This window comes from Clostridium chauvoei, assembly GCF_002327185.1.
GTDB classification, from domain to species: domain Bacteria; phylum Bacillota; class Clostridia; order Clostridiales; family Clostridiaceae; genus Clostridium; species Clostridium chauvoei.
The window spans coordinates 958005-979503 of record NZ_CP018624.1; the positions used below are offsets into that span (position 1 = coordinate 958005).

24 protein-coding genes, 1 tRNA gene and 1 other annotated feature are annotated in these 21499 nt (G+C 29.3%); of the genes, 19 read left to right on the forward strand and 6 right to left on the reverse strand.

What is annotated here, in order from left to right; translation table 11 throughout:
- The first annotated feature begins 45 nt into the window (after nucleotides 1-45).
- From BTM21_RS04450 to BTM21_RS04475, 6 genes are all read left to right on the forward strand, one after another.
- Nucleotides 46-714, forward strand: a complete 669-nt coding sequence (locus BTM21_RS04450; protein ID WP_079481845.1) for a single-stranded DNA-binding protein — start codon at nucleotides 46-48, stop codon at nucleotides 712-714.
- Between the two features lie 521 nt (nucleotides 715-1235).
- On the forward strand, nucleotides 1236-2153 hold the full coding sequence (locus tag BTM21_RS04455; RefSeq protein ID WP_079481434.1) for an ABC transporter permease: 918 nt from the start codon (nucleotides 1236-1238) through the stop codon (nucleotides 2151-2153).
- A gap of 14 nt (nucleotides 2154-2167) precedes the next feature.
- Nucleotides 2168-3112 carry an ABC transporter permease gene (locus BTM21_RS04460; RefSeq protein WP_021875914.1) on the forward strand — a complete coding sequence of 315 codons (945 nt, stop codon included), beginning with the start codon at nucleotides 2168-2170 and terminating at the stop codon, nucleotides 3110-3112.
- A gap of 14 nt (nucleotides 3113-3126) precedes the next feature.
- Complete coding sequence (locus tag BTM21_RS04465; protein WP_021875913.1) at nucleotides 3127-4134, forward strand: ABC transporter ATP-binding protein; 1008 nt, start codon at nucleotides 3127-3129, stop codon at nucleotides 4132-4134.
- Entirely contained in the window at nucleotides 4134-5111 is a 978-nt protein-coding gene (locus tag BTM21_RS04470; protein ID WP_021875912.1) for an ABC transporter ATP-binding protein, read from the forward strand. Before BTM21_RS04465 ends, BTM21_RS04470 begins: the two co-directional genes overlap by 1 nt.
- Nucleotides 5112-5165: 54 nt before the next feature.
- Nucleotides 5166-6809 (forward strand): peptide ABC transporter substrate-binding protein, encoded by a 1644-nt coding sequence (locus tag BTM21_RS04475; protein WP_079481433.1) that lies wholly within the window; start codon nucleotides 5166-5168, stop codon nucleotides 6807-6809.
- Between the two features lie 40 nt (nucleotides 6810-6849).
- On the opposite strand, the gene BTM21_RS13760 is transcribed toward BTM21_RS04475, so the two are convergent.
- From BTM21_RS13760 to BTM21_RS04490, 4 genes are all read right to left on the reverse strand, one after another.
- Nucleotides 6850-7002, reverse strand: a complete 153-nt coding sequence (locus BTM21_RS13760) for a hypothetical protein (RefSeq protein ID WP_021875910.1) — start codon at nucleotides 7000-7002, stop codon at nucleotides 6850-6852.
- 114 nt (nucleotides 7003-7116) lie between these two features.
- Nucleotides 7117-7869: a 4-hydroxy-tetrahydrodipicolinate reductase gene (dapB, locus tag BTM21_RS04480; RefSeq protein ID WP_021875909.1), complete on the reverse strand. Its 753-nt coding sequence runs from the start codon at nucleotides 7867-7869 to the stop codon at nucleotides 7117-7119.
- 9 nt (nucleotides 7870-7878) lie between these two features.
- Nucleotides 7879-8757, reverse strand: coding sequence for a 4-hydroxy-tetrahydrodipicolinate synthase (dapA, locus tag BTM21_RS04485; RefSeq protein ID WP_021875908.1), 879 nt, complete (start codon nucleotides 8755-8757; stop codon nucleotides 7879-7881).
- A 33-nt stretch (nucleotides 8758-8790) separates the two neighbouring features.
- Entirely contained in the window at nucleotides 8791-9780 is a 990-nt protein-coding gene (locus BTM21_RS04490; RefSeq protein ID WP_021875907.1) for an aspartate-semialdehyde dehydrogenase, read from the reverse strand.
- A gap of 216 nt (nucleotides 9781-9996) precedes the next feature.
- On the opposite strand from BTM21_RS04490, the gene BTM21_RS04495 reads away from it, so the two are divergent.
- From BTM21_RS04495 to BTM21_RS04510, 4 genes are all read left to right on the forward strand, one after another.
- The gene (locus tag BTM21_RS04495; protein ID WP_021875906.1) at nucleotides 9997-10248 is read left to right on the forward strand and encodes an alpha/beta-type small acid-soluble spore protein; all 252 of its coding nucleotides are present in this window, start codon (nucleotides 9997-9999) and stop codon (nucleotides 10246-10248) included.
- An 85-nt stretch (nucleotides 10249-10333) separates the two neighbouring features.
- Nucleotides 10334-11077 (forward strand): class I SAM-dependent DNA methyltransferase, encoded by a 744-nt coding sequence (locus tag BTM21_RS04500; RefSeq protein ID WP_021875905.1) that lies wholly within the window; start codon nucleotides 10334-10336, stop codon nucleotides 11075-11077.
- Nucleotides 11078-11110: 33 nt separating this feature from the next.
- On the forward strand, nucleotides 11111-11995 hold the full coding sequence (hslO, locus tag BTM21_RS04505) for an Hsp33 family molecular chaperone HslO (RefSeq protein ID WP_096145354.1): 885 nt from the start codon (nucleotides 11111-11113) through the stop codon (nucleotides 11993-11995).
- Between the two features lie 466 nt (nucleotides 11996-12461).
- Entirely contained in the window at nucleotides 12462-12953 is a 492-nt protein-coding gene (locus BTM21_RS04510) for a hypothetical protein (RefSeq protein WP_079481432.1), read from the forward strand.
- A 182-nt stretch (nucleotides 12954-13135) separates the two neighbouring features.
- On the opposite strand, the gene BTM21_RS04515 is transcribed toward BTM21_RS04510, so the two are convergent.
- A tRNA-Cys gene (locus BTM21_RS04515) sits at nucleotides 13136-13209 on the reverse strand.
- Between the two features lie 123 nt (nucleotides 13210-13332).
- Here BTM21_RS04515 and BTM21_RS04520 point away from each other — a divergent pair.
- Nucleotides 13333-14019, forward strand: coding sequence for an HD domain-containing protein (locus BTM21_RS04520; RefSeq protein WP_021875902.1), 687 nt, complete (start codon nucleotides 13333-13335; stop codon nucleotides 14017-14019).
- A 59-nt stretch (nucleotides 14020-14078) separates the two neighbouring features.
- Here BTM21_RS04520 and BTM21_RS04525 read toward each other — a convergent pair whose 3' ends face one another.
- Complete coding sequence (locus tag BTM21_RS04525) at nucleotides 14079-14780, reverse strand: DUF6873 family GME fold protein (protein WP_021875901.1); 702 nt, start codon at nucleotides 14778-14780, stop codon at nucleotides 14079-14081.
- A gap of 135 nt (nucleotides 14781-14915) precedes the next feature.
- Here BTM21_RS04525 and ytxC point away from each other — a divergent pair, with 135 nt between their 5' ends.
- The 8 genes from ytxC to pheS all read left to right on the forward strand — a co-directional run bounded on the left by ytxC (nucleotide 14916) and on the right by pheS (nucleotide 21496).
- Nucleotides 14916-15806: a putative sporulation protein YtxC gene (gene ytxC, locus BTM21_RS04530; protein WP_021875900.1), complete on the forward strand. Its 891-nt coding sequence runs from the start codon at nucleotides 14916-14918 to the stop codon at nucleotides 15804-15806.
- 209 nt (nucleotides 15807-16015) lie between these two features.
- A complete protein-coding gene (gene infC / locus BTM21_RS04535) occupies nucleotides 16016-16537 on the forward strand; it encodes a translation initiation factor IF-3 (protein WP_021875899.1) in 522 nt (173 codons plus the stop codon).
- Between the two features lie 21 nt (nucleotides 16538-16558).
- Nucleotides 16559-16756, forward strand: coding sequence for a 50S ribosomal protein L35 (rpmI, locus tag BTM21_RS04540; RefSeq protein WP_079481431.1), 198 nt, complete (start codon nucleotides 16559-16561; stop codon nucleotides 16754-16756).
- Between the two features lie 25 nt (nucleotides 16757-16781).
- Nucleotides 16782-17141 (forward strand): 50S ribosomal protein L20, encoded by a 360-nt coding sequence (gene rplT / locus BTM21_RS04545; protein WP_021875897.1) that lies wholly within the window; start codon nucleotides 16782-16784, stop codon nucleotides 17139-17141.
- Between the two features lie 145 nt (nucleotides 17142-17286).
- Nucleotides 17287-18627, forward strand: coding sequence for a TrkH family potassium uptake protein (locus BTM21_RS04550; protein ID WP_079481430.1), 1341 nt, complete (start codon nucleotides 17287-17289; stop codon nucleotides 18625-18627).
- Between the two features lie 12 nt (nucleotides 18628-18639).
- Complete coding sequence (locus BTM21_RS04555; protein ID WP_021875895.1) at nucleotides 18640-19308, forward strand: potassium channel family protein; 669 nt, start codon at nucleotides 18640-18642, stop codon at nucleotides 19306-19308.
- An 11-nt stretch (nucleotides 19309-19319) separates the two neighbouring features.
- The gene (locus BTM21_RS04560; RefSeq protein WP_021875894.1) at nucleotides 19320-20102 is read left to right on the forward strand and encodes a TrmH family RNA methyltransferase; all 783 of its coding nucleotides are present in this window, start codon (nucleotides 19320-19322) and stop codon (nucleotides 20100-20102) included.
- Between the two features lie 68 nt (nucleotides 20103-20170).
- Nucleotides 20171-20395: a binding site (T-box leader), on the forward strand.
- 81 nt (nucleotides 20396-20476) lie between these two features.
- Nucleotides 20477-21496 (forward strand): phenylalanine--tRNA ligase subunit alpha, encoded by a 1020-nt coding sequence (pheS, locus tag BTM21_RS04565; RefSeq protein ID WP_021875893.1) that lies wholly within the window; start codon nucleotides 20477-20479, stop codon nucleotides 21494-21496.
- Nucleotides 21497-21499: the final 3 nt, after the last annotated feature.

Sequence of the window (21499 nt, forward strand, 5' to 3'; positions counted from 1 at the left end):
GTGGAATCGATTAAAATTTAAATACTAAGGGAGAGAGGGGTTATGATGGACAACTTGATGTTAAATAACAAGATTTATTTAGAAGGAAAAGTAGTTTCAGAATTAGAATTTAGTCATGAAATGTATGGAGAGGGTTTCTATACATTTTCAGTAGAAGTAATGAGATTAAGTGATTCAGTAGATATTTTAAATATAACTGTTTCAGAAAGATTAATTTCAAACATGGATTTATCAATTGATAAGGAAATTATTATTGAAGGACAGCTAAGATCATACAATAAGTTTGTAGATGGTTCTAATAAGCTTATATTAACAGTATTTGCAAGAAATATAGAACCATGTATTGAAAGGAGTAAAAACCCAAATGAGATATTCTTAGATGGGTATATTTGTAAAGAGCCAGTTTATAGAACAACTCCTTTTGGTAGGGAGATTGCAGATGTGTTATTAGCTGTTAATAGAGCTTATAATAAATCAGACTATATTCCTACTATAGCTTGGGGAAGAAATTCAAGGTTCTGTCAAACTCTTGAGGTTGGAGACAATATTAGAGTTTGGGGAAGATTACAAAGTAGAGAATATCAAAAAAAGATTAACGATACAGAAGTAATTAAAAAGGTTGCCTATGAAGTTTCAATTTCTAAAATGGAAAGGGTTGTTGCTGAAGAACAATCTGAAACAGAAGAAATTATAGGTGAAGAAGGCGCTATGTAAAATTTTTTAATAAATGAAGCCAAGCTTATGCTTGGCTTCATTTATTTTATTTAATATTATAAATCAAGCCATTAATTGTGCTAATATCTTAGAATGATATGAAGGAATAATGAAAAAAATGCAATTGTCAGAAAAAAACTTGAAAATTTCATGATGAAAATATTTTAAAATTAAACAAATATTGTATGTGAAATACGGACAAATCTTAATAAATGTCCATATTTTATAAAATATATAATAATAATCCAGTTATTAAAAACGAAAAAATTATAATAATAAGAAAAATGAAAGATGCATAAATATTCCTGCATAAACCTTCTAAAAAAGCAAGTGTAAGCGTTTACTAATAAAATGGCGTTATTTTAACAAATTAAAAATAAAAAGGTATTCATATTGATATATTGTTAAAATAGACTTATAAAAATTAATAGAGTTCATTGACAAAAAATAATAATATACTATAATTAATAATAACTACAAAATGTAAGTAGATGGAAACAATGAATGGGGGTTATAAACAAATGGTAAAGTACATAGGTAAAAGAATTTTAACTAGTATTTTGACAATATGGGTCGTTATCACCTTAACCTTTTTCCTAATTCGTATGATGCCAGGGGGACCTTTTAATACTGACAAAATGACGCCAGAAATAAAGGCCAACTTAAATGCTAAATATGGATTAGACAAGCCTATAGGTGAGCAGTACACAATTTATATGAAAAATCTTTTAAAAGGTGACTTTGGTGAATCAATGATTTTCAAAGGAAGACAAGTAAAGAATACAATTAAGTATTCAGCACCAAAATCTGCAAAGGTTGGAGCAGTTGCAATACTTGTTTCATTAGCAGTAGGAGTATGTTTAGGTATTATATCAGCACTTAATGCAGGGAAGTGGCCAGATAGATTGTGCATGATTTTAGCCACATTAGGTATAACTATACCAAGTTTTGTAATAGGTGCAGTGCTTATATATATCTTTACTGTTAAACTTAAACTATTACCAGCTACGGGGTTAAGTAGTTGGAAAAATTACGTAATGCCAGTTATTGCATTATCATTATCATCAATGGCATTTATAACAAGATTAACAAGAAGTAAATTAATAGACGTTTTAAAATCAGACTATATAAGAACAGCTAAAGCGAAAGGATTAAGTGGAAGAACAGTTATCTTTAAGCATGCTTTAAGAAATTCACTAATCCCTATAGTTACTTATTTAGGACCTTTAGTTGCAGGTGTATTAACAGGAAGTTTCGTTATAGAAAAGATATTCCTTATACCTGGACTTGGAAATGAATTTACATTAACAGTTTTAAATAGAGACTATAGTGCACTTCTAGGGGTACTAGTATTTTATAGTACATTAATAGTAGTAGCAAACTTAATAGTAGATATATTATATGTAATAATAGATCCAAGAATAAAATTAGAAGGCTAAAAGGGGGTAAATTTATGGAAAACAATTTTGATATGGACAAAGCACTTTTTACTCCTCTAAGCGAAGATGAAAAACAATTTGAGCAGGTAGTAAGACCAAGTGTTGGTTATTGGAAAGATGCATGGACAAGGCTTAAAAGAAATAAAGTAGCACTAATTTCTTTAGTAGTAATTATTTTAATAATTATAGCAGCAGCAGTAGTACCTAGTATGTCAAAGTTTGCATATGATGCAACAGACTTAGCAAAAACAAATGTAAGACCAAATGGGACTAATTGGTTTGGTACAGATGCTTTAGGTAGAGATTTATTTGTAAGAGTAATGTATGGTGCTAGATATTCACTGATTATTGCTTTTGCAGCAACAGTTATTAACTTAGTAATAGGTGTAATTTATGGTGGAGTTGCAGGCTTTATAGGTGGAAGAGTAGATAATTTAATGATGAGAATAGTAGATGTTCTTTATTCAATACCTACTCTTATATATGTAGTTTTAATTATGGCTGCATTTTATGATCCAACTAGTGGTAAAAGTGGAATATCTACTATTATATTAGCTCTTTCTATATCATACTGGGTAGGAATGGCTAGAATAGTTAGAGGAGATATTCTTCAATTAAAGCAACAAGAATTCGTTTTAGCTGCTAAAACATTGGGAGCTTCAAAAGTCAGAATATTGTTTAAACATTTAATACCAAACTGTATAGGATCAATTATAGTTACAATGACACTTTTAGTACCACAAGCGGTATTTACAGAAGCTTTTTTAAGCTTTATAGGACTTGGAATAAATCCTCCACTTGCATCTTTAGGAACACTAGCAAATGATGCAATGGGAGCTATATATGTTCATCCATATCAGTTAATATTCCCAGCAGCAGCAATATGTTTAATAATATTATCATTTAACTTACTAGGTGATGGATTAACAGAAGCATTAGATCCAAAGCATAAAAGATAGGGGGAGAATAGACAATGAGTAAATTATTAGAAGTAAAAGAATTAAGAACCTCCTTTTCAACACATGCTGGTGAAGTACAAGCAGTAAGAGGAGTTACATTTCACTTAGATAGAGGGGAAGCATTAGGAATAGTTGGTGAATCAGGTTGTGGTAAATCTGTAACTATGATGTCTATAATGAGATTACTATCAGATAACGGAAAACTTGTTAGTGGTGAAATACATTTTGATGAAAAAGATATTTCATCAGCAACAGAAAGAGAAATGGAAACAATAAGAGGTAATGACATAGGTATGATATTCCAAGATCCTATGACATCTTTAAATCCAGTTTTTACTGTTGGGGATCAGCTTATAGAACCTCTTATAAAACATAGAAAGTTAAGTAAAAAAGAAGCTAAAGAGAAAGCTATAAAAATGCTTGATTTAGTTGGAATACCTAGTCCTGAAAGCAGAATGAAACAATATCCTCATGAGTTTTCAGGTGGTATGAGACAAAGAGTTATGATAGCTATGAGTTTAATATGTGAACCAAAGCTAATAATAGCTGATGAACCAACTACAGCTTTAGATGTTACAATTCAAGCACAAATATTAGATTTAATGAAGGGTTTAAAAGAAAAGCTAAATACTTCTATTATATTAATAACACATGATTTAGGAGTAGTTGCAGATCTTTGTACAAGAATTAATGTTATGTATGGTGGAGTAATTGTAGAGACGGGAACAACAGAAGATATTTTCTATAGAGGAAAGCATCCATATACATGGGGACTTTTAAATAGTGTTCCAAATCCAAAGAGTGATATTAAAGAAAAATTACAACCGATAGAAGGTCAACCACCAGATCTTTTAAAACCACCTGTTGGATGTCCTTTTGCTGCAAGATGTAAATATGCAATGAAGGTGTGTTTAGAAAATCAACCTCCTTTATTTCAAGTAGGTGAAGGTCATAAGACAGCATGCTGGTTATGCCATGAAAATGCACCAAAGGTAGAATCACCTATTAGGAGGGAAGAATAATGGAAGATAAAAAAGTACTTTTAGAGGTAAAAGATCTTTGTAAGTACTTCCCTGTAAATAAAGGAGTATTTGCTAAGAAAAGTTATGTAAAAGCAGTAGATAGAGTATCTTTTACTATAAATAAAGGAGAGACTTTAGGTTTAGTTGGTGAATCAGGTTGTGGAAAAACTACAACAGGAAGAACTGTATTAAACTTATATGAAGCAACAGCAGGACAAATTATATTTGATGGTAAGGATATTACTAAATATTCACCAAAAGAAATGCTTCCTTTAAGAAAGAGGATGCAAATGATTTTCCAAGATCCATATGCTTCTTTAAATCCAAGAATGACAGTTGGAGACATTATAGGAGAAGCTATAGATATTCATGGACTTATGAAGGGTGAAAAAAGAACTGAAAGAATAAGATATCTTTTAAACAAAGTTGGTTTAAATGGAGATCATATAAATAGATATGCTCATGAATTTTCAGGTGGGCAAAGACAAAGAATAGGTATAGCAAGAGCTTTAGCAGTTGAACCAGACTTTATAGTTTGTGATGAGCCTATTTCAGCCCTTGATGTATCCATTCAAGCACAAGTAATAAATATGTTAGAGGAGTTACAAGAAGAATTTGGATTAACTTATCTTTTTATAGCTCATGACCTTTCAATGGTTAAACACATATCAACTCATATTGGTGTTATGTATTTAGGTAGAATGGTTGAAAAAGGACCAAGTAATGATGTTTATTCAAATCCTAAGCATCCATATACTAAGGCTCTTTTATCAGCAGTGCCAATACCAGATCCAGATGTTGCAAAATCAAATAAAAGAATAGTATTAGAAGGTGACATTCCATCTCCAATAGATCCACCTCCAGGGTGTAGATTTAAAGGAAGATGTAGATATGCAAAACCTATATGTGGAGAAGTAGATCCAGAACTTAAAGAAATAGAACCAGGTCACTTCGTAGCATGTCATCTTTTTGATTAGTTATAATTTGCTAAGAGCAAATGATATAAACATTAAATAAAGGGGGATAATACAATGAAATCAAGCAAACTTAAAAAGATTTGTGCTGTTGCTCTAACATTTGCGTTAGGAATGACAGTGCTTGCAGGCTGTAGTGGCAATAAAGCTGATGCTGGCCAAACTTTAATCTATAACTTAGGAGCAGACCCGAAAACTATCGATCCAGCATTAAATGAGGCTGTAGATGGTTCAACAATTATAGTTAATACTTTTGAAGGTCTTTGTAGATTAGATGAAAATGAAAAGGCAATTCCGGGGGTTGCAAAGGAATGGAAGATTTCAGATGATGGGAAAGTATATACTTTTAATTTAAGAGATGATGCTAAATGGTCAGATGGTCAAGCTGTAACTGCTAAAGATTTTGAATATGCTTGGAAAAGAGCATTAGATCCAAAAACAGCAGCAGCCTATGCATACCAATTATACTATATTAAAGGTGCAGAAGCTTTTAATACAGGGAAAGGTAGTGCAGATGATTTAGGAATTAAAGTTATTGATGATAAAACATTAGAAGTAACATTAGAAAATTCTACTCCGTACTTCTTAGAACTTATGGCATTTGCAACTTATATGCCTGTAAGACAAGATATAATCGAAGCTAATGGAGATACATGGACACAATCACCAGAAACTTATGTTTCAAATGGACCTTTCAAAATGCAAGAATGGGCTATGAAAGAAAAAATAGTTCTTGGAAAGAACGAAAATTATTGGAATAAAGATTCAGTTAAATTAGATACTCTTGATATTAGATTAGGAACTGATGAAGTATCAGCTTATGCTGAATTAAAAGCAGGAAACTTCCATATGACTGATACAATTCCAGTTGAAGAAATGGAACAAGCTAAAACAGATGGATTATATCAACAATATCCAAATCTTGCAACTTACTTCTTCTGCTTTAATGTTGGAAATAATGTAGATAAAATTGATCCAGCAATAGAAAAAGCATTAGGAAATAAGAAGGTAAGACAAGCTCTATCTATAGCTATTGATAGACAATCAATCGTTGATAATATTACTAAAGCTGGTCAAGTACCTGCATATAGCTTTGTACCAGAAGGTATTGAAGTAGTTGCTGGAAAAGATTTTGCAGATAAGAAATACTATGATGTAAAAGGTGATTTAGAAAAGGCAAAAGCTTTACTTGTTGAAGCTGGATATCCAAATGGAGAAGGTTTCCCTAAGATGACTATATTAATAAATTCAGAAGGAACTGGACACAAAAATATTGCTCAATATCTTCAAGATACTTGGAAGAAGATAGGAATTGATGTTGAAATACAAAACCAAGAATGGCAAGTATTCCAAAGTACAAGAAATGAAGGTAACTTCCAAATTGCTAGACATGGTTGGTCAGGAGATTATGTTGATCCAATGACATTCTTAGATATGTGGACTTCAGCAAGCGGAAGTAATGATGTTGGACTTAAAAATGCTGAATATGATGAAACTATAAAGTTAGCTAAGGGTGAAGCAGATCCAGCTAAAAGAGCTGAGTTATTCAGAAAAGCTGAAGATATCCTTATGGATGAAGCAGCAGTAATTCCACTTTATTACTATACTAAAGTAAAAGGTGTTGATCCTAAGGTTAAAGGATTTAGAGTTTCAACATTAGGTCAAGTTTACTTTGATGAAGCATATGTAGAAGCTAAATAGAAACTAAAAAAGAGCCAATTATCGGCTCTTTTTTATTGGATTAATTAATATGTTGGCTTTGATGACCTTCTCTTTTTATAGAATGTTTTTTAGCATTTTTATTGTGATTTTCAGCTTCTGCTGTAATAGGAGTTTGATAATTACATTTTTCCATTCTTGCTTTTTTATTGTCAGGTTGACTATCCTTTGGCATAAAAATACCTCCTTTAATTTATTTTGTACAAAAGTAGTATTCTCAATATTTTTTTATAATATAACTTGAAAAAAATTGGAGCAGCTAATTTTAAGCTGCTCCAATTTTAAGATTTTATAGTCCTAAAACATCATCCATATTATAAAGTCCAGGTTCTTTTATATAACCCATATAGGAGCAAGCCTTTAATGCACCTATTGCAAAAACTTCTCTTGAAATTGCTTTATGGTTAAGTTCTAGTACTTCACCAGTTCCAGCAAAAATAACATCATGATCTCCAACTATAGAGCCACCTCTTATAGCATGAATACCTATTTCATTTTTTTCTCTTTTTTTATGACCATATCGTCCATTTATAAAGAAAGTATCTTCAATTATAGAATCTTTAATTGTATCAGCTAATAAAATAGCAGTACCACTTGGAGAATCAAGTTTTTGATTGTGATGTTTTTCTATAATTTCTATATCATAATTTTCATATAATAATGGTGTTACTTTTCTTAATAATGAATTTATAAGATTAATTCCAAGAGACATATTAGCAGATCTAAATAATGGTAAACTTTTGCTTTTAGTATCTATAAGCTTTAAATCATCTTCATTATAACCAGTAGAACACAAAATTAAAGGTTTTTTAGTTTTATCTGTTAATTTTAATAAGTCTTTAAGAGCATCAGCTCTAGAAAAGTCTAGTAAAACATCATAATCTATAGACAAATCATCTACTGATTTGAAAACAGGGTATGGATAATTGCTAGGGTATTTATCTATACCACCTATAATCTCTAAATTATTAAATTCTTTTGCGCATTCAGTGATAACTTTACCCATTTTACCACTGCATCCATTTAAAATAACTTTTATCATAAAAACTCCTTATAGTAATTTATAAAATTTTAGTGATTCTTTTAAAATTTCTTCATTTTTAGTATCCATTTCACATAAAGGTAATCTAAATGGTCCAACTTTCATTCCCATTAAATTTAAAGCTGTTTTAACAGGAACAGGATTAGTTTCTATAAAAAGATTGTTACATAAATCTAAAGTATCTAATTGAAGCTTTAACGCCTCTTTAACATTACCATTAAGATAAGCATGTGTCATTTTATGAACCGTATTTGGAAGCACATTAGCAAGGACTGAGATTACTCCAATAGCACCTAAAGAGAGAATAGGGATAATTTGATCATCATTACCTGAATAGATATCTATATTATCACCACATAAAGCTTTCATTTTAGCTATTTGGCTAATGTTTCCGCTAGCTTCTTTTATTGCTGTTACGTTTTTAAATTTTGAAAGTTCTAGAAGCTGATTAGGAGTTATATTAACACCAGTTCTAGATGGAACATTATAAAGTATAATAGGAAGATTTACAGCATCATTAATTGCTTTAAAATGCTTAATTAGCCCTTTGTTAGTGGTTTTATTATAATATGGTGTAATAACTAAAATAGAATCAACACCAACCTTTTCTGCATATTTACTCATTTCTATAGCAGCAGCAGTATTGTTACTACCAGTACCAGTTATAACTGGAATACGTTTATTAACTATATCAACGGTAAATTTAATAGTTTCTTTTTTTTCTTTTTCAGTCATAGTGGTAGCTTCACCTGTAGTACCACATATAACAATAGCATCTGTACCTTCAGATATATGCCATTCTAGTAATTCTTTAAGTTTTTCAAAATTAACTCCATTATTATTAAATGGGGTTACTATAGCTACGGCAGAGCCTTTAAAAATTGCCATCTAAAAACCTCCTAAGATTAAATTTAAAAAATTTTACTTATCTTTTATAAGTAATTCTGCGATTTGTATTGCATTAAGTGCGGCACCTTTTCTGATGTTATCGGCAACTACCCATAAGTTAATACCATTTTCAATACTAAAATCTCTTCTTATTCTTCCAACAAAAACATTATCTTGTCCAGAAACTACAAGAGGAGTTGGATATTTTAATTCATTTACATTGTCATATACAGTAAGACCTTTAGCATTTTCAAATAATTTTAAAACATCTTCTAATTTATAGTCAGTATTTAACTCAATATTAATACTTTCACTATGACTATTTAAAACAGGAACTCTAACTGTTGTTGCAGTAATTTTTAAATCAGGTTCGTGAAATATTTTTCTTGTTTCTTCAATCATTTTAACTTCTTCTTTTGTATAACCATTTTCCAAAAACACATCGATATGAGGAAGACAGTTACCAGCTATAGGATAAGGAAATTTTTTTGGAGAAACTCCATTTAATCCATCTTTTAAGTCGGCTATTCCTTGCATTCCAGCTCCAGATACAGCTTGATAAGTAGAGTAAACTATTCTTTTTATTCCATAGTTATCTAGAAGAACTTTTAAAGGTACCATAGCTTGGATAGTAGAACAGTTTGGATTAGCTATAATTCCTTTATGCAATTTAATATCTTCAGGATTAACTTCAGGTACAACTAGTGGAACATCTTTATTCATTCTCCAAGCGCTGGAATTATCTATTACAACGGCACCATAAGAAACGAATTTTGGAGCAAATTCTAAACTTACACTTCCACCAGCTGAAAATAGAGCAAAGTCAATTTTTTTATTTTTAATATTTTCTTCACAAGTTTCCTCAACTAGTATTTTTTTATCTCTAAATTTAAGAGTTGAGCCTGCAGATTTTTTTGAAGCAAAAAGATATAAATTTTTTATTGGAAAATTTCTTTCCTCTAAAATCTCTAAAAACTTTCTACCTACATTACCGGTAGCCCCTACAATTGCAATGTTATACATAACACATTCCCCCTATACTCAATTGCATAAATATTACAATTTATCTATGTTATTACTATAGATAAATATTTGAAAAAATACAATACTTTACTAATAGTATATACAAAAAACAACAATAGTTAAAATAAATTAGAAGAAAAATTGAAAAAAGTTATATGTATAATAGATATTCTTTTGGGGAAAATATTAATATTAATTTTTTAGGGGGTATTTATTATGAGCAAAACACCATTAAAGAAAATAATAAAATCTAAATTAAAATCAAATAAAGAATTATCAGAAGCTGAAATTCTTAGAGAAAAAATAAAATATGAAATAGCGGATGAATTAGGATTAAAAGATAAGGTTGACGAATATGGTTGGGGTAGTCTTACAGCAGAGGAAACAGGGCGTATTGGTGGTATTATGACTAAAAGAAAAAAACAACTTAAAATTCCAACTAATGATGAAATACTTGGAAGAAAATAATTATTTGACTAAAGTAAAATTTACCTTTAATATAATTGTAGAAATTTATATAATATAAGAACAAAATAGTTCACGGGGGAGAGATATGGCATACGGAGAATTTGCTAAAATATATGATGAACTAATTAATGAAGATATTAATTATGATAAAATGGTTAATAGAATTATTGAAGTTTGTAAGAAGTATGATGTAGACTTTATTAATTATTTAGATGTTGCATGTGGAACAGGTAATGTTACTGTAAGGTTAGCAAAATATTTTAAAAAAAATTATGCAGTAGATCTTTCAGAAGATATGTTAAGAGAGGCTTTTGAAAAGTTTAAAGATAATAGAATAAGATGTAAAGTTATATGTCAAGACATGGCTGAACTTAGTTTAAACAAAAAGTTTAACTTAATAACCTCTGTATTAGATTCAACTAACTACATAATAGAAGAAGATCAATTAAGAAATTACTTCGAGGGTGTTAAAGAACATTTAAATGATGATGGAATCTTTATATTTGATATAAACTCATATTATAAGCTTTCACAGATATTAGGAAACAATATTTACACCTATAGTGAGGAGGAAGTGTTTTATACATGGGAAAACACTTTTGAAGATGATTTATTAAGTATGTTCTTAACTTTTTTTGTTAAGCAGGGAGAGCTTTATGAAAGATTTGAAGAAGAACATTTAGAAAGAGCTTATAAAGAGGTATATTTAGAAAGAATATTAGAAGAAGTAGGCTTAAAGGTTTTAGAAAAATTTGAAGGGTACTCTGATAAAACAGTATCTGATAATAGTGAAAGAATAATGTATATAGTAAAAAAAGAATTAAAGTAATATTTAAGATTTAAATGTTTGGAGGTAAATTTTATGGATAAAATTATAAGAGCAACAGCTAAAGCTGGAATGATAAGAATTATAGCAGGAGAAACTACTGCTTTAGTAGATGAAGGAAGCAGAATTCACGAATGTACACCTGTTGCTGCAGCGGCATTAGGAAGAATGTTAACAGCTGGAGCATTAATGGGAATAACTTTAAAATCAGAAAAAGAGGTTATGTCTTTAAAGATCAATGGTGGTGGAGAAGCTAAAGGTATAACTATAACTTCATATGAAGGAGCAAGGGTTAAGGGGTTTATAGGAAACCCTTATGGAGATTTACCTTTAAATTCAAAAGGAAAACTTGATGTAGGTGGTTATATAGGAAGAGAAGGAGACTTTATAGTTATAAAAGATTTAGGCATGAAGGATCCTTATGTTGGTCAAGTTCCAATATTAACAGGAGAAATTGCAGAAGACTTAGCGTATTATTTTACTGTCTCTGAGCAAACACCTTCAGCAGTTTCTTTAGGAGTATTAGTAGATAAAGATTTATCTATAAAAGTAGCAGGTGGGTTTATAATTCAAATGATGCCTAATGCTGATGAATTATTAGCTGATTTAATTACATATAGATTAGAAGAAATTCCGTCAATAACTAAAATGTTAGAAGAGCATGGAAGTATAGAAAAAGTTTTAGAATTTATTTTTGAAGGAATGGATTTGAAAATTCTAGAGGAAGTTGAGCCTAAATATACTTGTGATTGTTCAAGAGATAGAGTAGAAAAAGCTCTAATATCAATTGGAGAAAAAGAATTAACTGAAATATATAATGAAGGAAAAGAAGAAGAAATAAAATGTCATTTCTGTAATAAAGCTTATAAATTTTCTAATAGTGAAATAGGAGAAATTTTAAATAAAGCAAAAAATAAATAATTTTACAAAAAATAGGTGCTAGAATTGATTTTCAGAATCAATTCTAGCTTTTTTTTATTTGTTTTTAAATAATAGTTAAAAATAAATACTATTATTTACATAAAGGAAATGTTAAAGAAAAAAAAGAATGTAACCGTTGGCAAGTGGTGTTTGGTGAAATTATATTGCTTTAAGAGTATTTTAGCAGACTTTTTTATTCCGTATGATGTGATATAATTTGAAAACATAAAAAAGGTGTCGAAAAATGTCTTAGGTAAAATGAAAGCAATGTACTTGATTTTAAAATGCGTCTTATAGGAAAAATGTATAATTAATAGAAAAAATAGGAAAAATTAACAACGAGTAATTAAATCTGAAATTATGCAAGATATAGAGGTTTTGATAATAAAGAAATACATGGTAAAATATGTAAGTAACTTCGAAACTTTTATCCATATAAGATTAAAAAAGGAGTTGTAATTATATTATGCTACAGAATTTAGGTATGCTAAGTGTTGTAATGTTTTTATTAAATTTATCGCCTCAAAATATTAACGTTACATTAGATAAGATTCAAGATAAAAATCCAAGAGTAATATCAGAGATGTCAGCGAAAGTTGAAACTATAAAAGAAGAAAGTAAAAAAGCTAATTACAAAGACATAACAGTTTATATAACATATTATACAAATATTGATGACGAATTACAGGGTGGTCATAATGATAGAAAAGGAGTACCTTTAATAGCTCATAGTGAGAATGTGATAGCTATGCCATCAAATGTACCATACGGTTCTTATTTAGATATAGAAGGTATGGGAGAATATAAAGTTGTAGACACAGGGGGAGCTATAGTGTGGCTAGATGATAATACATGTAAAGTTGATGTATTTATACCTGATGTTAGTTATGAATGGATATATACAAACACTGAGAATGAAGTCAGAAAAGCAAGGTTATATTTAAATGAGGAAAAATAAAATATATACATAGTGTATATTAAAAATAGAAAATCAGCATGAATCTGGACTTTTCCTATCTATTAGATAAGAAAAGTTCAAAGGATGCTGATTTTTTATTTTAAACTTAATGACTAAAATTTATTAATGTATAATAAAAAGCAAGTAACTTAATTTGAAATAAAGGTTACTTGCTTTTTATATGGAGGCGCCACCCAGATTTGAACTGGGGATAAAGGTTTTGCAGACCTCTGCCTTACCGCTTGGCTATAGCGCCTTAATCTTATTAAGTTTTGTTTATATTATATCATATGCAGTTATTTAAGTTTTGATACCTAATTTTAATAATTTTAAATATTAAAAGAAATAATAATACTATAAAATATGAGGAGGATTGAAAATGAGTGACAAAAAAGTGTTTTATGAAATAGATAAAGTTTTAACTTCCAAAGGAGAACCATCTAAATTTTTAAATGAAATAAGAGTAAAAAAAGAGTTTAGGGAAAGTAAATTTGATATATTAAATAAGTTAGAAAATATAGAACAGGAAAAGAAGTTTCATCCTGAAGGAAATGTTTGGAATCATACATGTATGGTTACAGATAAAGGGGCTGAACTTTATAAGTTTGCAGAAGACAGTAGAAGCTTTATCTGGGCAACACTTTTACATGATGTAGGAAAAGTAACCAATACTAAATGGATTAGAGGTAGATGGAGATCATATGATCATGATACCGCTGGAGCTAACATAGTAAAAGATTTATTGAAAAGTGTTTCAGAAGATAAGGTTTTTAATTCTAAGGTAGAAGAACTTGTAAGGTTTCATATGCATCATATATATATAGATAAAAATTTACCTTTTGGAAATATTGAAGCACTTATTAATACTAACAGAGTAAGAGATATAATTCTTATTTTTACTTGCGATAAGTTAGGGCGAGGTAATCAAAGCACAAAAGATAAAGAGAAAATATTTTTTGAACTTACATCTATATTAGACAAAATAGAAGGGAAAGCTAAAAAAGAATATAAAGATATAAGAGATATGCTATTAAAGATAAAAGAAAAAGAGTGTAGCTTTAAATAATATTTTCATTAAGATTTATTATCAACTTTTATGCTTGAATTACGTACTATATAAGGTAGTTAGAGTATTAAAAGACTACCTCTATCATTTAATTTACCATTAGATAAATATATTGGTTTAACATTATATTTATCTAAAAATTTCTTTACTTCTGAACCGTATAAATAATTATCTAGATTTCCGAAAAAAGCCATACAGTTATCAGAAATCATTCCACCTACCCCTCCAATGAAGCCGTAATTTAAGCCAGGGAGTAAGATATCGCCAGGTGGGACTAGAAGAACGTCAAATTTATTAGAAATAAGTTCTTTATATATTGATATATCGCTAGTGATTATAGCTTTTTCATTTACTGGAAGGCAGGAACATTTAGTATAGCCTTGATTAACGTGTATTACTTTTTTTGTTTCTTGAAGCTTTAGCAGTATAGGATCTGTATATTTTAAGTTATGGATAAAATAATTATCTAATATTAATGAGTTTATAATAATATCTTTAGGATATTTATTAGAAAGTGAATTGATAGTTTCAATGTAATTAATATTGTTTTCTTGAAGTTGTAACTTAAAAGACTCATCTATATCTTTATGGATGATAACTTCTTTTTTAGTTTTATTTAAGATATTTAATTGAATATCAACATGACCATCTATAGCTGGATATAGAGAAGTACACTTTGGTATTTCTATACAAGTAAAGCCAAGTTTTTTTAGGTTTTGTTTTTCTGTTTGTGTAGTTCTGTAATCTATAAAGCAAAACATATTATTACTCCTTACGTATATTATATTTCAATTTTAAGCTATTTATAATTTAAAATAAACTATTTCAAGTAGAAAATAATTTTGAATAGAGTAAAAATTTTAATACATACTAATATTAAGAAGGGAGTGTAATCCATGATCGTACTAAAGCTTGTATACAATGATGACTTAGACTTTATTAGAGAGATTCAGGATTTAAGGGCTATTCTTAAGAAGAAAGATGTAACAATTGGAGTTGTAGAAAGTGTTCAAGTAAATACACACATTGTTAAAATCCTTTGTGATGACCATGATTATAGTGATAAAGTAAAAAACATTATTAATTTATATATAAGTAATATACTATATAGAATTGTTATAGAAAAATACAAAGAAAGAGAAATGTTTGATTTTTTAATAGATAATTATTTCTTTTTAAAACAAGAAGAGTTATTGGAAGTAGAAAATCAAATAATGAAGGTTTTACTATGTGAAGAATCTATAAATGATGAAAATCTTGTATATTGTATGAATAAAATGAATTCAGTAATAGAAAAGATTAAAGATTGCTTAGAAGAGAATTTAGAAATAAACATTGATGGATTTATTACTTTTAGAATGAAAGAATTACGAGGAGATATAGAAGAAATTATAGATAAAGTAATAGAAAATTATATGGTAGAAAAGGAATATAAAGAATTTGTAAAGTTACTAAAATACTTTGTTGAAATTCAAGAAAGTAAACTTGAAGAAGTTAATATTTTTGTAAAAGAAGGTGGAGGTTATTCTATAACAGATCATTTTGGAAATAACATATTCGATGAATTTTTAAAGGAATTATCTGAATGTAAAATAGATACAGATGCAAAGATGGAGGATATAATTATAAGTGGACTTATAACTAATGCTCCAAAAAGAATAATAATACACAAAAAAGAAAATTGTATTAATAAAGAGTTTTTAGAAACTATAGTAAATGTCTTTACAGATAGAGTAAGATATTGTGATGGCTGTAATATATGTAGTGTTGAAAAAATAAAATTTTAAAAAGTGTTGACAAAGAAAAATAATGATGATAGAATAATACTTGTCAAGAAGAAACACAGCCGTTTCTCACCTTACGGCGAAGCTTAGTAAGGTAATTATCTGTAGAGTAACAACTGGATTGTTAATCCGGTATGATATAGGATAATAAGGACGGCGTATGCCGTCCTTTTTATTATACAGTGTTTTTTCATTGGTACACTTTATCGGAGGTGAATAATATTAATAAAAATTATTCTGTTAATGAAAATATAAGAGAGAGAGAAGTAAGAGTTATAGATGCAGATGGAAGTCAATTAGGCGTTATAGCTACTACGGAAGCTCTTAAGATTGCAGAAGAGAAAGAGTTAGATTTAGTAATGATTTCTCCAAGTGCTAAGCCACCAGTATGTAAAGTTATGGATTTAGGTAAATTTATATATGAGCAATCTAAAAAAGAAAAAGAAGCCAAAAAGAAACAAAAAATTACTAATGTTAAAGAAGTAAGATGTAGTCTTAACATTGAAGAACACGACATAGCAATTAAAGCTAAAAATGCTAGAAAGTTCCTATTAGACGGGGATAAGGTTAAAGTTACTGTCAGATTCAGAGGTAGAGAAGCAGAATTAGGACATTTAGGAAAGAAAATCCTTGATAATTTTGCATCAAAACTTGAAGAAGTTTGTATAGTTGAAAAACCAGCTAAACAAGAAGGTAGAAATATGACAATGATTTTAGGCCCTAAAAAAGCATAATCTGAGAGGAGGATTTTTATCATGCCAAAAATGAAGACACATAGAGGTGCAGCAAAAAGATTTAAGAAGACAGGTACTGGAAGACTTAAAAGAGCTAAAGCTTTCAAGAGCCATATCTTAACAAAGAAAAGCGCTAAGAGAAAGAGAAACTTAAGAAAAACTGCTTATGTTTCAACAACTCAAGAAAAAGCAATGAAGAAATTATTACCATATCTATAATATAGGTTTACAGGAGGATTAAAATATGGCAAGAGTTAAAAGAGCAGTAAACGCTCGTAAGAATCACAAAAAAGTTTTAAAGCTTGCAAAAGGATATTACGGTGGAAAAAGCAGATTATTTAAGACTGCTAATGAATCAGTAATCAGAGCTTTAAGAAATGCTTACGTTGGAAGAAGATTAAAGAAGAGAGATTTTAGAAGACTTTGGATAGCAAGAATAAATGCTGCTACAAGAATGAATGGTCTTTCATACTCAAAATTCATAAATGGAATCAAATTAGCTGGAATTGATATGAACAGAAAGATGTTATCAGAAATAGCTATAAATGATCCAAAGGCATTTGCTGATTTAGTAGAAGTAGCTAAGAGCCAATTAAATAAGTAATATAAATGCGACCTTTGGGTCGCATTTTTTGTTAATATTTTTAATGATAGAAAATTCAAAAATAAACTTATACTTTTCCAGAAATGGTGTATAATAGTTAAGGAAGTTATAAAATAATATTACATAATACCTTTGAGGTGAGTATATGCAGTTCAAATTGAAAAAAGAAATAAAACTAAATGGAGTCCAGATTTTAGCACTAGGATTTTTAACAGTTATTTTTTTAGGTGCTATTATCTTATCACTACCTATTTCATCAGCAAATAGAGAAAGTACTAGTTTTTTAGATTCTTTATTTACATCTACATCAGCAGTATGTGTTACAGGTCTTGTAACATTAAATACAAGTGCTCATTGGAGTGTCTTTGGGCAAACTGTAATAATGATGTTAATTGAAATTGGAGGGTTAGGGTTTATGTCCTTTACCACCCTTATTGCTATTGTAATAGGAAAGAGAATTACATTAAGAGAAAGATTAGTAATGCAAGAAGCAATGAATACATTTAGCATTCAAGGGCTTGTTAGCATGGTAAGATATGTTTTTGGATTTACTTTTGCAGTACAACTTTTTGGAGCACTTTTAATGTCAACGCAATTTATACCTAAGTATGGACTAAAAACAGGAATATTTTACAGTATATTCCATTCAATTTCAGCTTTTTGTAATGCTGGTTTTGACTTGTTTGGTAATAGTTTAGTTGGATATTCAGACAATATTGTAATAATATTAGTTATAAGTGCGTTAATTATAATAGGTGGTATTGGATTTACAGTATGGCTTGAGATATATCACTATAAAAGTGGTAAAAGGTTAACAGTTCATGCAAAGATTGTAATACTAATGTCAGTAGTTCTTGTATTTGGTGGAGCGATTTTAATGTTTATATTTGAATGTAGGAATCCTGAAACCTTAGCTGGGATGAACTTTAAAGATAAAGTATTAAATGCATTTTTTGCATCTGTAACACCAAGAACAGCAGGATTTAATAGTATTTCAATTAATGGAATGACTATGGCTGGTAAGTTTTTAACTATATTACTTATGTTTATTGGGGGTTCACCAGGTTCTACAGCAGGAGGATTAAAAACATCAACATTTGGTATAATTATATTAACCGTAATTTCTGTAATAAAAGGAAGAGAAGATACAGAAGTATTTGGAAGGCGTTTTGCCAAAGAGTTAGTATATAAAGCCTTTGCATTATTATTTATAGGTGTTGGACTAATAATAGTAGTAACCATGATGTTATCTTATACAGAAGTAGGAGCAACATTTATGGATTTACTATATGAAACAACATCAGCTTTTGGAACAGTAGGGTTAACTACTGGATTAACTCCAAATTTAAGTAACATAGGAAAGGTGTTAATTATGTTAATGATGTACTTTGGAAGAGTAGGTCCATTAACAGTAGCGCTAGCACTAACAAGAAAAAGAAAGAAAACTGGATATAAATATCCAGAAGGAAAGATTTTAATTGGTTAGGGGAGAAAAAATATGGCAAATAAACAATTTGTAGTATTAGGTTTAGGTAGATTTGGTCATTCAGTAGCTAAAACTTTATATGCTTTAGGTAATGATGTATTAGCGATAGATATGGATGAAGATTTAGTTCAAGAAATTTCAGATAGTGTAACTCATGCAGTTCAATTAGATGCAACTGATGAAAATGCTTTAAGATCTTTAGGAATTAGAAATTTTGATGTAGCAGTAGTAACAATAGGTTCAAACATTCAAGCTAGTGTAATGGCAACATTACTAGTAAAAGAATTAGGCGTTAAATATATAATAGCAAAAGGTCATAGTGATTTACACGCTAAAGTTTTATATAAAATAGGTGCAGATAGAGTTGTATTACCTGAAAAAGATATGGGGGTAAGAGTTGCACATAATCTAGTATCTGCAAGCATATTAGACTATATAGAACTTTCTCCAGATTATAGTATCATGGAAATACAAGCGTTAGATGAGTGGGATGGAAAAACTCTTGATGAGTTAAGACTTAGAAGTAAGTATGGAATAAATGTAATGGCTATAAAAAATGGTGATGAAATTAATTTAACACCATCTGCAGATGATAGAGTTAATGCTAAAGATGTAATAGTCGCTATTGGATCAGCTGAAGACTTAAGTAAATTAGAAGGCGTAATTGTTAAATTAAATTAACGAGGTGCAAATTGATTTATATAGAAAGTAAAGATAATGCTTTATTTAAAGCAACTAAGAAATTAAAAGAAAAGAAAAATAGAATTAAAGAAGGTAAATATATAATTGAAGGCTTTAGGTTAATAGAAGAAGCTTTTAAGGCAAATTTACAAGTTGAATATATTATTTTATCAGAAGATTCTAAAGAAAAGTTAAATGAATACTTAGAAGAATATATAGATAAAGATAGTAAAATATATGTTGTTAATAATAATTTAATAATGCAACTTACATCTACGGAACATCCACAAGGTGTTGTTGCAGTTGTAAAAAATAGAGAATTACCTCAAGAAATAAAGGGAGATTTCTATCTTTTATGTGACAAGGTTCAAGATCCAGGAAATCTAGGAACTATAATAAGAACAGCTCATGCTGCAGGAGTAGATGGAATAATATTAACTAAGGGCACCGTTGACATATATAATGACAAAACTATAAGATCAACAATGGGATCTATATTTTATGTGCCAATAGTATATGAGGATGAAGATTTAACATTTTTAAAAAAGCTAAAGGATAATGGATTTAAACTTGTAGCAACATCCTTAGAGGAATCTAAGGACTTCTTTAAGGAAGATTTAAAAGGAAAGATAATTTTATCTGTAGGAAATGAAGGAAATGGAATAAGTGATGAAATTTTTTCAAAAGCAGATAAAAAAGTTAAAATTCCTATGCCAGGTGGAGCAGAATCTTTAAACGTGGCAATTGCTACATCTATTATATTATTTGAAAAAGTTAGACAAAATCTACAATAGTTTATTATATAAAAAGTTTCTATTGAATTTAATTAGCTTTATTTGTATAATAAGTTGTAAATAAATATGTAAAGACAGTGAATGAGAGAGTAGATATAATAAATTTTTCAGGGAGAAATGGTCTTAGACTGAAAGCCATTTTAAAAGGAATTATATTGAAGTTCCCTCAGGAGTCCTAGCTATGAAATTATAGTAGTTGCTAGCGGTAGTACCGTTATTTAAATTAAGTTGGGTTTTAAATATTATAAATTTAAAACCAATTAGGGTGGTAACGCGGATACTCCGTCCCTTTATAGGGATGGAGTTTTTTTATACGCAAAATTAATTATTAAAACTGTTTTTAGTATTAATTAATAAATAAGGAGGACATAAAAATGCAAGAAAAACTAATAGCAATTAAAGAAGCTGCATTTAAAGAATTACAAGAAGTTAATAATAGTGCAGCACTTGAAGAAATTAGAGTTAAGTATTTAGGTAAAAAAGGAGAATTAACTACTATATTAAGAGGCATGGGAGCTTTATCAGCTGAAGAAAGACCAGTTGTAGGTAAGCTTGTAAATGTAGTTAAAAAAGAAGTAGAAGATAAAATTGAAGATACTTCAAGACAAATTAAAGAAAAGGAAAAGAATGCTAAGCTGGCATCAGAGGTAATAGATATATCTCTTCCAGGTAAGAAAAATGTTATAGGTAAAAGACATCCATTAGATTTAACACTAGAAAGTATGAAGAATATCTTTATATCAATGGGCTTTACAGTAGAAGAGGGGCCAGAAGTAGAGTTAGACCATTATAATTTTGAAGCTTTAAATATACCAAAGAATCATCCTGCAAGAAGTGAACAAGATACTTTTTACATAAATGATAGTTTAGTATTAAGAACTCAAACTTCACCAGTTCAAATAAGAGTTATGGAAGATCAAAAACCACCAATAAAGATGATAGCACCAGGTAAAGTATATAGATCAGATGCTGTTGATGCAACACACTCTCCAATTTTTTATCAAATGGAAGGTCTAGTTATAGACAAAGGAGTAACTTTTGCAGATCTTAAAGGAACTTTAGAATTATTTGCAAAGAAAATGTTTGGAGATAAAGTTAAAACTAAGTTTAGACCACATCATTTCCCATTTACAGAACCATCAGCAGAAATGGATGCTACATGTTTCGTATGTCAAGGTGAAGGATGTAGAGTATGCAAAGGTAGTGGATGGATAGAACTACTAGGATGCGGTATGGTTCATCCTCAAGTTTTAAGAAATTGTGGAATAGATCCTGAAGTGTACAGTGGATTTGCTTTTGGATTTGGTGTAGATAGAATGGTTATGCTTAAATATGGAATAGATGATATTAGATTATTATATGAAAGTGATATGAGATTCTTAAATCAATTTTAGTAG